Raw genomic sequence first — 13,098 nt, forward strand, 5'->3', positions numbered from 1 at the left:
GCATAACGCCTTTGGCGTTATCCGCCACCCGCCGCCACATCGAAGCCAAGGCGGCGGATAAAGCTTCCGCTTTATGCGCCCTACGAGTTGACAGCGCCCCACCACCTCGCCACTTTGCACCGTACCTTTCGCCATGTTCCGACAGCCGACCCGCTTCCCGATGCACGACCTGATCCCCCAGGGCGCCCGCGACCTGGACAGCCTGCTGCAGACTTTCCGGCAGATAGCCCCGTTGCTCGATGCCATGCCCGGCGTGGTGTTCTTCATCAAGGACACCGCGGCCCGCTATGTGCTGGTCAACCAGACCCTGGCGCGGCGCTGCGGCGTGAAGGACGCCAGCGAACTGCTCGGGCGCACCGCCGAGGAAGTCTTCCCCTCGCGCTTCGGTCCGGTCTACACCGAGCAGGACCGCCGCGTGCTGGAAACCGGCGGCCAGCTCAGCGACCAGCTGGAACTGCACCTCTATCCCGGCCGCCAACCCGGCTGGTGCCTGACCCACAAGCTGGCGCTGCACGATGCGGACGGCGCAGTGATCGGCATGGCGGGGATTTCCAGTGACCTGCAGGCGGCGCAATCCACGCACCCGGCATACCAGCGCCTGGCAGCAGTGGACGCCTACATCCGCGAGCACTTCGACAAGCCGATCAACCTTGGCGAGCTGACCGAGCTGGCCGGGCTGTCCGTCGCCCAGCTGGAGCGCCACTGCAAGCGTATCTTCCAGCTCACCCCGCGGCAGATGATCCACAAGGCGCGCCTGGGCGCGGCCACCCGCCTGCTGGGCGAAGACCTGCCAATCACCGAGATCGCCCTGCGCTGTGGTTACACCGACCACAGCGCGTTCAGCCGACAGTTCCGCGCGCTCACCGGGCTGTCGCCGACGCAGTACCGTGAATCCCAATCGGTTTCCAACTGACGAAACACCTGTAGGAACCGGCTATGCCCGCAACCGGGGCCCCCGTCCACACCGATATGACGGCAGAGCACGAACGTAGGATGGCGTGGAGCGCAGCGATACCCATCCTACGAAAGCGTTCAGCAGGAGCAACGGCGGAGTGCCGTTCGCGAGCAAGCGTGGCCCGCTTTTACAGGGCATGACTGTGTCCCACCGAGTGCTCCCATAAGGGGCAGCGAAACGCACTCCTGCTTCATTTGGTAACAGCGCGCAGAACCCGCCTACAGTTAATTCGGAAGGCTCCCAGTACCCAATCCCCCAAACACCGGGCCCTGCGACCCATGGGTCACACCCGAGTGGTTTCTGGCACATGCCTTGCTCTAAGAAATATCGTATACGAAATCCATAATACAAAAACTGCTGCACAACACTGACTCAGAGAGGCCCCCATGAAATTCTCCCGAATTGCTCTAGCCCTCACCGCTGTGTTCCTCGTCGGTCAGGCCCAGGCCGACAAGCTCGACGACATCATCGAATCCGGCAAGCTGCGCTGCGCCGTGACCCTGGACTTCCCGCCCATGGGCTCGCGCGATGCACAGAACAACCCGGTCGGCTTCGACGTGGACTACTGCAACGATCTGGCGAAAGTGCTCGGCGTCACCGCCGAAGTCGTCGAGACGCCCTTCCCCGATCGTATCCCCGCGCTGGTTTCCGGCCGTGCCGACGTGATCGTCGCCTCCACCTCCGACACCCTGGAGCGTGCCAAGACGGTCGCCATGACCATCCCCTACTTCGCCTTCCAGATGGTGGTGCTGACCCGCGAGGACACCGGCATCACGAAATACGACGACCTCAAGGACCGCCCGGTGGGCAACACCAGCGGCACCTATGAAGCCATCGCGCTGGAGAAGGACGTGAAGAAGTGGGCCGGCAAGGGCAGCTTCCGCGCCTACCAGAGCCAGAACGACACCATCCTCGCCGTCGCCCAGGGCCACATCGATGCCACCGTGGTGACCAACACCGTCGCCGCCTCCACCCTCAAGTCCGGCAAGTACAAGGGCCTGAAGGTCGTGGGTAACGCACCCTACGTGATCGACTACGTCTCGCTGGCCGCCGCGCGCAACGAGTACGGCCTGATCCATTACCTCAACCTCTTCGTCAACCAGCAGGTCCGCACCGGCCGCTACGCCGAGCTGTACGAGAAGTGGGTGGGTGGCGCCCCGGTCGATCTCACCGTTCCCCACGTGTACTACTGACAGCGGGTGCGACATGTCTTCGATGCAGGCTTCAAGGGTGCGGGACTCACGCCTGACAGGGCGGGTCCTGATGGGGGGTAGCGCCGAAGGGGCGCTACTGTCCGCCGACACCGGGCTGAGCTTCTGGGGAGGCGTCGAGCCTTTCACGGGCGAGGTCATCGACCGCCACCATCCGCTGTCGGGCAGCTTCCTGCCCGGCCGGGTGCTGGCGATTCCCAGCGGTCGCGGCTCCTGTACCGGCAGCAGCGTGATGCTGGAAATACTGCTCAACGGCCACGCGCCGGCAGCCCTGTTGCTGGCCGAGCCGGACGAAATCCTCACCCTCGGCGTGCTGGTGGCGCAGGCGTTGTTCGGCCGCTCCATCCCAGTGCTGAGCCTGGGGCGCGAGGGTTTCGAGCAGTTGTCCGCGGGTGGCTGGGCCCGTATCGAAGACGGTCAGGTAACACTCAGCGCCGAGCGCCCTGCCGATGGCTGGCAGGGCGTGATGGCCAGCGACGCCGGCCCGCTGCCGGAAGGCCTGGCACTGAATGCCGGCGACCATGAGCTGCTCGACGGCAAGCACGGCAAGGCCGCCCAGGCCGCCATGCAGATCGTCCTGCGCATGGCCGCGCTGCAAGGCGCGAAAGACCTGCTCGATGTCGCCCAGGCGCACATCGACGGCTGCATCTATACCGGCCCCGCGAGCCTGCGCTTCGCCCGCCAGCTGGCGGACTGGGGTGGCCAGGTGAAGGTGCCGACCACCCTCAACTCCATCTCCGTGGACCACCGCCGCTGGCGCGAACTGGGCGTCGACAAAGCCTTCGGCGAACCCGCCGCCGCGCTAGGCGATGCCTACATGGAGATGGGTGCACAGATGAGCTACACCTGCGCGCCCTACCTGCTGGACAGCAAACCGGGCCTCGGCGAACAGGTGGTCTGGGCCGAATCCAACGCCGTGGTGTACGCCAACAGCGTGCTCGGCGCACGGACCCTGAAATACCCGGATTACCTCGACATCTGCATCGCCCTCACCGGCCGCGCGCCGAATGTCGGCAGCCACCGCGACGAAGGCCGGCTGGCCACGCTGCGGATCGATGTCGAGCTGCCGGCCGCACACGACGAGTCGATCTTCCCGCTGCTCGGCTACCACATCGGCGAGCTGTGCGGCTCGCGTATCCCGGTGGTCGACGGCCTGCAGCCGCTGGCCCCGGACAGCGATGCGCTGAAAGCCTTCGGCGCGGCCTTCGCCACCACTTCCGCCGCACCGATGTTCCACATCGCCGGGGTCACCCCGGAAGCGCCGGACGCCACCACCGCCCTGGGCAACAAGGCGCCGCTGCAGCACCTGCGCGTCACCCCGGCGGACCTGGTCGCCTCCTGGCGCGAACTGGACCACGCCAGCGAACCGACCGTGCAACTGGTCTCGCTGGGCAACCCGCACTTCTCCGCCAGCGAATGCGCGGACCTGGCGAAACTCGTCGCCGGGCGCCGCAAGCATCCGGGCGTCGCGCTGGTCATCGCGCTGGGCCGCGCCGTGCAGGAGAAGGCCCGCGCCGCCGGAGACGTGAAGGTGCTGGAAGACTTCGGCGCGCAACTGCTCAACGACACCTGCTGGTGCATGATCGGCGAACCAGTGATCCCGCCGGCCTGCACCACGCTGATGACCAACTCGGCGAAGTACGCCCACTACGGTCCGGGCCTGGCCGGGCGCCAGGTGCATTTCGGCAGCCTTGCCGCGTGCGTCGAGGCGGCCTGCAGTGCTCGCGCCGATGGCGGCGTGCCCAGCTGGCTGAGCGAGGGGGTGCGCTGATGTTCAACTACAGCTTCCACTGGCGTTCCGCGTTCAAGGCCCTGCCGGACATGCTCGGCGGCGCCTGGGTGACCCTGGAGACGGCCGCGCTGTCGATGATCCTCGGCGTGCTCATCGCGCTGCTGCTGACCGTCATGCGGCAGATGAAGAACCCGCTGCTCAAGGGCTTCGCCGACACCTGGGTGTCCATTGCGCGCAACACCCCGTCGCTATTCCAGATCTACATCCTGTACTTCGGTCTGGGCTCCTTCGGCCTGCACGTCAGCTCCTGGGTGGCGCTGCTGGCGGGGATCACCTTCAACAACGCCGGCTACCTCGCGGAGAACTTCCGCGGCGGCCTCAAGGCCGTGCCGGACACCCAGATGCGCGCCGCGCGCTCGCTGGGCATGAGCGCCTTTCAGGCGTACCGGATGATCATCGTTCCGCAGCTGCTGCGCATCGTCTATTACCCGCTGACGAACCAGATGGTCTGGGCGGTGCTGATGACTTCGCTGGGCGTAGTGGTAGGCCTGAACAACGACCTCACCGGCGTGACCCAGGACTTCAACGTGCGCACCTTCCGCACCTTCGAGTACTTCGCCCTGGCCGCGGTGCTCTATTACATCATCGCCAAGGTCATCGTGGCGGTCGCCCGCCTGTTGAGCTGGCGGCTGTTCCGCTACTAGGAGAAGCGCGCATGTTTTCCACGAGCTTCACCGTCAACGACCTGATGTTCCTGCTGCAAGGGGCCTGGGTCACCGTCAAGCTGACCGTCGGCGCCATGCTCATCGGCACCCTCGCCGGCGTCGTGCTGGGCTGGCTGCGCGCCGCCCTGCCGCGCGCCACGATGCCGGTCGGCTGGTTCCTCGACATCTTCCGCAGCGTGCCGCTGCTGATCCAGTTCGTGCTGTTCAACTCGCTGAAAAGCATCGTCGGCCTGAACTGGAGCGCCTTCACCGTCGGCTGCCTGGTACTGGGCATCTACGCGGCGGCGTTCTGCACCGAGATCATCCGCAGCGGCATCCTCGCCGTCGGTCCGAACATCCGCCGGGCGAGCCGCTCGCTGGGTCTGACCTACTGGCAGGACCTGCGCTACATCGTGCTGCCGCTGGCCGCGCGGGTGGCCTTCCCCGGCTGGCTGAACCTGGTGCTGGGGGTGATGAAGGACACCGCGCTGGTCATGTGGATCGGCATCGTCGAACTGCTCCGCGCCTCGCAGACCATCGTGACGCGCATCCAGGAACCCCTGCTGGTGCTGTGCGTCGCCGGGGTCATCTATTACCTCATGAGTTGGGTCGTGGCGCGCCTCGGTGCCCGGCTGGAAAAAAGGTGGCAGGAAAATGATTGAAATCGACAACGTGCACAAAGCCTACGGCGATCTGGAAGTGGTCAAGGGCGTGAGCCTGACTGTGAAGAAGGGCGAAGTGGTCTCGATCATCGGCGGCTCGGGTTCGGGCAAGTCCACCCTGCTGATGTGCATCAACGGCCTGGAGCCGATCCAGCGCGGCAAGATCCGCGTCGACGGCATCGAGGTCCACGCCAAGACCACCGACCTGAACAAGCTGCGGCAGAAGATCGGCATCGTCTTCCAGCAGTGGAACGCCTTCCCGCATCTCACCGTGCTGGAGAACGTCATGCTCGCCCCGCGCAAGGTGCTCGGTCTCTCCAGGGAAGAAGCCGAGGCGATGGCGGTGAAGCAACTCAAGCACGTAGGCCTGGGCGACAAGCTCAAGGTGTTCCCGCAGAAGCTTTCCGGCGGGCAACAACAGCGCATGGCGATCGCCCGCGCGCTGGCCATGTCGCCGGACTACATGCTGTTCGACGAAGCCACTTCGGCACTCGACCCGCAGCTGGTGGGCGAGGTGCTCGACACCATGCGCCTGCTCGCCGAAGAGGGCATGACCATGGTCCTGGTGACCCATGAAATCCGCTTCGCCCGCGACGTGTCCGACCGCGTGGCGTTCTTCCGCGAAGGACTGGTGCACGAGATCGGCACACCGGACCAGGTGATCGTCAACCCGCAGCGGGCGGAGACGGCGGAGTTCCTCCGCTCGGTGAACTGACCGCGCGTTCATTGGCCCATTCGCACAGGAGACAGACATGCGTTCGAGCAAGATCATCCATGTGGTCAGTTGCCATGCCGAGGGCGAGGTCGGCGACGTCATCGTCGGCGGCGTCGCCCCGCCGCCGGGCGACACCGTGTGGGCGCAGTCGCGCTTCATCGCCAGCGACAACGTGCTGCGCAACTTCGTCCTCAATGAACCGCGCGGCGGCGTGTTCCGCCACGTGAACCTGCTGGTCCCGCCCAAGGACCCGCGCGCGCAGATGGCCTGGATCATCATGGAGCCGGCCGACGTGCCGCCCATGTCCGGCTCCAACTCGCTGTGCGTCAGCACCGTGCTGCTCGACAGCGGCATCCTGCCGATGCAGGAGCCGCAAACGCGCCTGACCCTGGAAGCTCCCGGCGGGCTGATCGAAGCCGTGGCCGACTGCAAGGACGGCAAGGTGCAGCGCGTGGAAGTGCGCAACCTGCCCTCCTTCGCCGACAAGCTCGATGCCTGGATCGAGGTAGAAGGTCTCGGCTCGCTGCAGGTGGATACCGCCTATGGCGGCGACAGTTTCGTGCTCGCCGATGCCCACGCCCTGGGCTTCACCCTGCACGCCTCGGAGGCCGCCGACCTGGTCGCCACCGGCCTGAAGATCACCCAGGCGGCGAACCAGCAACTGGGCTTCAAGCACCCGGAAAACCACGACTGGGCGCACATCTCCTTCTGCCAGCTGACCGCTCCGGTGGAGCGCGTCGACGGCGTACTGCACGGCCGCAACGCGGTGGTCATCCGCCCCGGCAAGATCGACCGCTCGCCCTGCGGCACCGGCTGCTCGGCGCGCATGGCGGTCTTGCATGCCAAGGGTCAGCTGAAGGACGGCGAGCGCTTCGTCGGCCACTCGATCATCGATTCCAAGTTCCACTGCCGCATCGACGGCCTCACCAGCGTCGGCGGCAAACCGGCGATCCACCCCTGCATTTCCGGTCGTGCCTGGATCACCGGCACCCACCAGCACCTGCTCGACCCGTCCGACCCGTGGCCTGAGGGTTACCGGCTCTCGGACACCTGGCCGAACGGCTACTGATTCCCCCTTTCACCCCTGATTCGCCGCGTAGCGGCACCCGACGACGAAATTTCAGGAAAACCTTCCAGAACTTTCGTATACGAAATACGACAATTGGAGAAAAACATGAGCAAGAAGGTCAATTGGAGTGGCGTGTTCCCCGCAGTGACCACTCAGTTCAACGACGATTTCTCGGTCAACCTGGAAGCCACCCACAAAGTGATCTCCAACCTGGTGCGCGATGGCGTGTCGGGCCTGGTGGTGTGCGGCAGCGTCGGCGAGAACACTTCGCTGTCCATCGAGGAAAAGATGGCCGTCACCGAAGTCGCCAAGGACGCCTCCGGCGGCCGCGTGCCGGTGATCTGCGGCATCGCCGAGTTCACCAGCCACGGCGCCTCCCAGGTAGCCAAGGCGGTGCAGAAGGTCGGTGTCGACGGCATCATGGTGATGCCCGCCCTGGTCTACTCCTCCAAGCCCTATGAGACCGCCGCGCACTTCCGCAGCGTGGCCACCAGCACCGACCTGCCGGTGATGGTCTACAACAACCCGCCGATCTACAAGAACGACGTCACCCCGGACATCCTCATCTCCCTGGCCGACTGCGAGAACATCGTCTGCTTCAAGGACAGCTCCGGCGACACCCGCCGCTTCATCGACGTGCGCAATGAAGTGGGCAACCGTTTCATCCTCTTCGCCGGCCTCGACGACGTGGTCCTGGAGAGCATCGCGGTGGGCGCCGAAGGCTGGATTTCCGGCATGTCCAACGTCTTCCCGCAGGAAGGCGAGACCATCTTCCGCCTGTGCAAGGCCGGCCGTTACGAGGAAGCGATGCCGATCTACGAATGGCTGATGCCGATCCTCCACCTCGACGCCCGCCCGGACCTGGTGCAGTGCATCAAGCTCTGCGAAGAGATCGCCGGCCGCGGCACCGCCCTCACCCGCCCGCCGCGCCTGGCGCTGCAGGGCGCCGACCGCGAGCACGTGGAGAAGATCATGGCCAAGGCGCTGGCCAATCGGCCGAAGCTGCCGGATGTGGGGCTCTAAGGAAAACACAGCAGAGTTGAGAGCGTTTCGTGCCAGCCGGGACACCTGAGCCCCCGGTCAGCCGTGCCCTCTCCCTAACCCTCTCCCTGAAGGGAGAGGGGACTGGTTCGGCGTAAAGGGAACCCGCGTGCTCCGCCTGCAACCAAGGCATCAGCAAAGCACGGCCGCCAAAGCCACTCGGACACTCCCTCTCCCTTCAGGGAGAGGGCTGGGGAGAGGGGCTCTACGCCATACCGAAATCCAGCCCCAGAGAGCCTGCCCATGACCGCCCACAACTTCATCGCCGGCCAGCGCATCGGCGCCGGCACTGTCCGCCTGCAGAGCCTCGACGCCAGCACTGGCGAGGCCCTGCCCCGCGAATTCCTCCAAGCCACCGAGGCCGAAGTCGACGCCGCCGCCCGCGCCGCCGAAGCCGCCTTTCCCGCCTACAACACACTGTCACCGGAACGTCGCGCACAGTTCCTCGACGCCATCGCCAGCGAACTCGAAGCCCTTGGCGACGACTTCATCGCCACCGTCTGCCGCGAGACCGCGTTGCCCGCTGCACGCATCCAGGGCGAACGTGGCCGCACCGCCAATCAAATGCGCCTGTTCGCCAAGGTCCTGCGCCGTGGCGATTTCCTCGGCGCGCGGATCGACCGCGCGCTGCCCGAGCGCCAGCCGCTGCCTCGCCCGGACCTGCGCCAATACCGCACCGGCGTCGGCCCAGTGGCCGTGTTCGGCGCCAGCAACTTCCCGCTGGCCTTCTCCACCGCCGGTGGCGATACCGCCGCCGCACTGGCTGCCGGTTGCCCGGTGGTGGTCAAGGCCCACAGCGGCCACATGGCCACCGCTGAATTCGTCGGCGAGGCGATCACCCGCGCGGCCGAAGCCACCGGTATGCCGGCCGGGGTGTTCAACATGATCTACGGCGCCGGCGTCGGCGAGCCACTGGTCAAGCACCCGGCGATCCAGGCGGTCGGCTTCACCGGTTCGCTCAAGGGCGGACGCGCGCTGTGCGATCTCGCCGCCGCACGCCCGCAACCGATCCCGGTGTTTGCCGAGATGAGCAGCATCAACCCGGTGCTGGTGCTGCCCGCCGCCCTGGAAAATCGCGGCGAGAAGATCGCCCGCGAGCTGGCGGACTCAGTAGTCATGGGCTGCGGTCAGTTCTGCACCAACCCCGGCCTGGTCATCGGTATCGCCTCGCCGGCATTCAGCCTGTTCGTCGCCAACCTGATCGCCGAGATCGGCCAGCGCCCGGCGCAGACCATGCTCAACGCCGGCACCCTGAAGAGCTACGAAAAAGGCATCGCCCGCCTGCTCCCCCACCCCGCCATCCGCCACCTCGCCGGCCAGCCGCAGGAGGGCAAGCAGGCGTTGCCGCAGCTGTTCCAGGCCAGGGCCGAACTGCTGCTGGCAGGCGAGGAGCTGCTGCAGGAAGAAGTCTTCGGCCCGACCACCATCGTCGTCGAAGTGGCCGACGAAGCCGAGCTGCGCCGCGCGCTGGACGGCCTGCACGGCCAGCTCACCGCCACGCTGATCGCCGAAGCCGAGGACCTGTCGCGTTTCGCCGCGCTGGTGCCGGTGCTCGAGCGCAAGGCCGGGCGCCTGCTGATCAACGGCTACCCGACCGGCGTGGAAGTCTGCGACGCGATGGTCCACGGCGGCCCCTACCCGGCCACCTCCGACGCACGCGGCACCTCGGTCGGCAGCCTGGCCATCGACCGCTTCCTGCGCCCGGTGTGCTACCAGAACTACCCGGACGCACTGTTGCCCGAAGCGCTGAAGGACGCCAACCCGCTGGGTATCGCGCGGCTGGTGGATGGCGAGACGACGCACAGTGCGGTGACTCGCTGAGGGTTCGTCGGCGCGGGAGTGAACTGTCGGCCAGTCCCGCGCCGATGCTCAGCCCCGGCCTTGCGCCGGGGCTTTTTTATGCACAGGTGATGGGTTTTGCGTAGGAGCGGACTCCGTCCGCGATAGGTCCGCATCGCGCCGGAAACCATCGCGGATAAATCCGCTCCTACAGGGAGACCGTACTACTCCAGCAACCTGCGCAAATCGGCATACAGCGAATCGCTGATCTCCACCCCCTCGGCGAGGCTGCGCTGACGCGCCGCGAAACGCCGCTGCGACGGCAGCCGCGCGCCCATGTCGACGATGGACTCGAACAGCGTCTCCGCCCGCGCCAGATGTTGCGGGGCATCCGCGCCGAGGAAGCGCGCCGGGTCCAGCGCGATCAGCAGCTCACCGTGGTGTGGCGAGGACCTGGTGCCCTCATCGAACACCGTGGATTCCGCACTGGTCAGGTCGCCGATCAGCGGGCCGGCGATCAGCTCGACCATGGTCGCCAGCGCCGAGCCCTTGTGCCCGCCGAAGGTCAGCATGGCGCCATCGAGCACCGCGCTTGGGTCAGTACTGGGGTTGCCCTGCGCATCGATGCCCCAGCCCAGCGGAATGGCCTTGCCCTCGCGCTCGTGCAGCTGGATTTCCCCGCGCGCCACTACCGTGGTGGCGAAGTCGAAGACATACGGGGCCTTATCCCCACGTGGCCAGCCGAAGGCGATGGGGTTGGTGCCGAACAGCGGCCGCGTCCCGCCCGCTGGCGCCACATAGGCCTGGGCCGGGGTGACCGCCAGCGCGACCAACCCCTGGGCGGTGATCCGCTCGATCTCCACCCACAGCGCCGAGAAGTGCACGCAATGGTTGATCGCCAGCGCAGCCAGGCCCTGGCTGCGGGCCTTCTCCACCAGCTTCGGCAGGCCAAGATCGAAGGCGCATTGCGAGAAGCCGCCCTTGGCATCCACGCGCACCAGTGCCGGCGCGGGCTCGGACAGTGCCGGCACGGCATCGGCCACCACCTTGCCAGCGCGCACGGTGTGGATGCAGCCCAGCAGCCGCCAGACACCGTGCGACGTGCAGCCATCGCGCTCGCCCGCCAGCACGGTGGCGGTCACCGCCTGTACGTGAGGTTCGCTGAAGCCGTTGTGGCGCAGGATCGCCAGCGACAGCTCACGCAGTTCATCCAGGGTCAGTCGGGTCACAGGTCACTCCTTGCGGACAGGTTGGGAAGCCAAGGGCACCTTCTACTGTGATGCTTCGGCACCGGCGAATCTTGGTCCCTATCGGCCAGCCGAGCGACGAAATCGGCACAGTCCTGTCACTACACCGAAACGATCCGCCCATCGTTGCCGCTCGGAATTCAGCCTCATCTCGCTCAGAACATTTACCAGCAACCAGCCCCACTTCCCAGTAGCGCTGGCCAGAAGTTTCCAACAGCCGAACCGACGAAAACAGAACGCCCTTCAAATTTCCATCTGCCCCCAGGCCATCCAGGGGCTGGGGCCACTTCCAGACCAGTGCTGCCGCTTACCCTTTCGCGCAAACAAGATGGCGGAAAGACCACTTTCAGCCCCCCGAATACTCACACCTCAAGAGCACAGCCATGGAAAACAACTCTGGAAGTACCCGCAATCAAAGCTATTCACTCTGGGGCAGTTATCAGGCGAACAGCCTGTACACCAGCTCCGCAGCGACCCAAGCGGTTGCCACCACCATCACCGGCGCCTTCGACCTGTACGGCCCAGCCGCCGCCGACCTGACCAACGGCGCCACCACCAGCATCTCCCGTCTGACCTTCCACGGCACCGGCACCCCCGGTGAACTGATCAACGTCATGGCCGTTGCCATCGGCGCCGACGGCAAGGCGTCGGACATCTCGATCCACCTCGGCACCGCCCTCGTGCAGCAGAACGGCACCTGGCAGCTCAGCGCCAACCAGCAGCTCCCTCAGGGTGCCTACGACTTCCATGCCGGGTATGGCCCCACGGATGGCAATGCCTTCCACCTGGTCATCGACCGCTCCGCCGGCTTCCCTGCGCCCCAGCCACAACCGGAACCGCAGCCACAACCCGAGCCGCAGCCCCACCCGGAGCCGTCCCACGGTGACACGACCATCACTTCAGCCACCGACCACATCGGCCCGGTGACTGGCGAGCTCGCCAGCGGCGCCACCACCGATGATACCCGCCCGACCTTCCACGGCACTGGCACGCCAGGGGATCTGATCCACCTCAGCGCCACCGCCATCGGCGCGGATGGCAAGGCTTCCGGCCCGATCCTCGGCCTGGGCACCGCACTGGTCCAACAGGACGGCACCTGGCACTTCACCGCGCCTTACGCCATCCAGGAAGGCACCTACGACTTCCGCGCCGGACAGGGCCTGCTCGAAGGCGATGCGTTCCGCCTGGTCATCGACCGCTCCGCGGCCATGCCTCAGCCGCAACCCGAACCCGTTCCGCAGCCTGACCCGCAGCCGCTGCCGGAGCCGCCCCATGACAACGCCAGCATCACCGGCGCCGTTGACCACGTCGGCCCGGTCACCGGCGAACTGGCCAGCGGCGCCACCACCGACGACACGCGCCCGACCTTCCACGGTACCGGCGCCCCCGGTGAGCTGCTCAACGTCAGCGCCATCGTGATCGGCGCAGACGGCAAGGCCTCCGGCGCCATCCTCGGCCTGGGCATTGCCCTGGTGCAGCCGGACGGCACCTGGCACTTCAATGCTCCCTATGCCCTTCAGGAAGGCACCTATGACGTCCACGTCGGTCGTGGCGGCATCGAAGGCGAGGCTTTCCGACTGACCGTCGACAGCCATTCGCCGCTGCAGGCGAACGCCGGATTCGATGCCCAGCACAGCCTCCAACTGATGGGCCAGCAGAGCCTCGAGCTGAACCTGAGCGCACTGGCTCCCCAAGCCGGAGCGGATCAGGCCAAGGCGGCCTTGCCCTCGATGGGCAGCGTTCTGGAGACCGGACACGCGAACCTGACCTTCGCCGGTGACGCAGGCAGCCCCAACCAGGCCGGCTCGACCCCGCACTACGGCGCGATGGACGTGCGCCCGATGCTGATCGACGAGTTGTCCGTCCACCACCCCGTGATCTAAGCCGCGGCAGCGCAGCGGGTGGCCTCCGGGCAGCCCGCTGCGACGCTTTGCCACTCCCCGACCGGGACGCCCCGCCCGCTTCCGCCTGGGACGAAGACCG

Annotated in this window: 11 protein-coding genes; 10 read left to right on the forward strand and 1 reads right to left on the reverse strand. The window is 66.5% G+C overall.

All coding sequences use genetic code 11. The features are described 5' to 3' along the window. Positions 1–133: 133 nt before the first annotated feature. From IB256_RS27530 to IB256_RS27570, 9 genes are all read left to right on the forward strand, one after another. Positions 134–913: an AraC family transcriptional regulator gene (locus tag IB256_RS27530; RefSeq protein WP_192290337.1), complete on the forward strand. Its 780-nt coding sequence runs from the start codon at positions 134–136 to the stop codon at positions 911–913. A 428-nt stretch (positions 914–1,341) separates the two neighbouring features. After that, positions 1,342–2,148: a transporter substrate-binding domain-containing protein gene (locus IB256_RS27535; protein WP_192290339.1), complete on the forward strand. Its 807-nt coding sequence runs from the start codon at positions 1,342–1,344 to the stop codon at positions 2,146–2,148. Positions 2,149–2,218: 70 nt separating this feature from the next. After that, complete coding sequence (locus IB256_RS27540; RefSeq protein ID WP_192404746.1) at positions 2,219–3,937, forward strand: aconitase X; 1,719 nt, start codon at positions 2,219–2,221, stop codon at positions 3,935–3,937. Continuing rightward, a complete protein-coding gene (locus IB256_RS27545; protein WP_045216994.1) occupies positions 3,937–4,602 on the forward strand; it encodes an amino acid ABC transporter permease in 666 nt (221 codons plus the stop codon). The genes IB256_RS27540 and IB256_RS27545 overlap by 1 nt, the downstream gene beginning before the upstream one ends. A gap of 11 nt (positions 4,603–4,613) precedes the next feature. After that, on the forward strand, positions 4,614–5,264 hold the full coding sequence (locus IB256_RS27550) for an amino acid ABC transporter permease (RefSeq protein WP_081517229.1): 651 nt from the start codon (positions 4,614–4,616) through the stop codon (positions 5,262–5,264). Then, positions 5,257–5,979 (forward strand): amino acid ABC transporter ATP-binding protein, encoded by a 723-nt coding sequence (locus IB256_RS27555; protein WP_045216990.1) that lies wholly within the window; start codon positions 5,257–5,259, stop codon positions 5,977–5,979. Before IB256_RS27550 ends, IB256_RS27555 begins: the two co-directional genes overlap by 8 nt. 37 nt (positions 5,980–6,016) lie before the next feature. After that, positions 6,017–7,048, forward strand: coding sequence for a trans-3-hydroxy-L-proline dehydratase (locus IB256_RS27560; protein WP_138212078.1), 1,032 nt, complete (start codon positions 6,017–6,019; stop codon positions 7,046–7,048). Between the two features lie 105 nt (positions 7,049–7,153). Further along, entirely contained in the window at positions 7,154–8,071 is a 918-nt protein-coding gene (locus tag IB256_RS27565; RefSeq protein WP_192404747.1) for a dihydrodipicolinate synthase family protein, read from the forward strand. A gap of 261 nt (positions 8,072–8,332) precedes the next feature. Continuing rightward, the gene (locus tag IB256_RS27570; RefSeq protein WP_192404748.1) at positions 8,333–9,910 is read left to right on the forward strand and encodes an aldehyde dehydrogenase (NADP(+)); all 1,578 of its coding nucleotides are present in this window, start codon (positions 8,333–8,335) and stop codon (positions 9,908–9,910) included. Positions 9,911–10,092: 182 nt separating this feature from the next. Here IB256_RS27570 and IB256_RS27575 read toward each other — a convergent pair whose 3' ends face one another. Beyond that, positions 10,093–11,097, reverse strand: a complete 1,005-nt coding sequence (locus IB256_RS27575; RefSeq protein WP_192404749.1) for an Ldh family oxidoreductase — start codon at positions 11,095–11,097, stop codon at positions 10,093–10,095. 401 nt (positions 11,098–11,498) lie between these two features. Between IB256_RS27575 and IB256_RS27580 the strand changes: the two genes are divergently transcribed. After that, positions 11,499–12,998, forward strand: a complete 1,500-nt coding sequence (locus IB256_RS27580) for an Ig-like domain-containing protein (protein WP_192290347.1) — start codon at positions 11,499–11,501, stop codon at positions 12,996–12,998. The last annotated feature ends 100 nt before the right edge of the window (positions 12,999–13,098 follow it).

Source organism: Pseudomonas sp. PDM17 (assembly GCF_014851985.1).
Classification (GTDB): Bacteria; Pseudomonadota; Gammaproteobacteria; order Pseudomonadales; family Pseudomonadaceae; genus Pseudomonas.

What these genes read in the sequence shown, in the direction of transcription:
- IB256_RS27530 (WP_192290337.1), top strand. Translation starts at nt 134, where the DNA reads ATGTTCCGACAGCCGACCCGCTTCCCGATGCACGACCTGATCCCCCAG.
- IB256_RS27535 (WP_192290339.1), top strand. Translation starts at nt 1,342, where the DNA reads ATGAAATTCTCCCGAATTGCTCTAGCCCTCACCGCTGTGTTCCTCGTC.
- IB256_RS27540 (WP_192404746.1), top strand. Translation starts at nt 2,219, where the DNA reads ATGGGGGGTAGCGCCGAAGGGGCGCTACTGTCCGCCGACACCGGGCTG.
- IB256_RS27545 (WP_045216994.1), top strand. Translation starts at nt 3,937, where the DNA reads ATGTTCAACTACAGCTTCCACTGGCGTTCCGCGTTCAAGGCCCTGCCG.
- IB256_RS27550 (WP_081517229.1), top strand. Translation starts at nt 4,614, where the DNA reads ATGTTTTCCACGAGCTTCACCGTCAACGACCTGATGTTCCTGCTGCAA.
- IB256_RS27555 (WP_045216990.1), top strand. Translation starts at nt 5,257, where the DNA reads ATGATTGAAATCGACAACGTGCACAAAGCCTACGGCGATCTGGAAGTG.
- IB256_RS27560 (WP_138212078.1), top strand. Translation starts at nt 6,017, where the DNA reads ATGCGTTCGAGCAAGATCATCCATGTGGTCAGTTGCCATGCCGAGGGC.
- IB256_RS27565 (WP_192404747.1), top strand. Translation starts at nt 7,154, where the DNA reads ATGAGCAAGAAGGTCAATTGGAGTGGCGTGTTCCCCGCAGTGACCACT.
- IB256_RS27570 (WP_192404748.1), top strand. Translation starts at nt 8,333, where the DNA reads ATGACCGCCCACAACTTCATCGCCGGCCAGCGCATCGGCGCCGGCACT.
- IB256_RS27580 (WP_192290347.1), top strand. Translation starts at nt 11,499, where the DNA reads ATGGAAAACAACTCTGGAAGTACCCGCAATCAAAGCTATTCACTCTGG.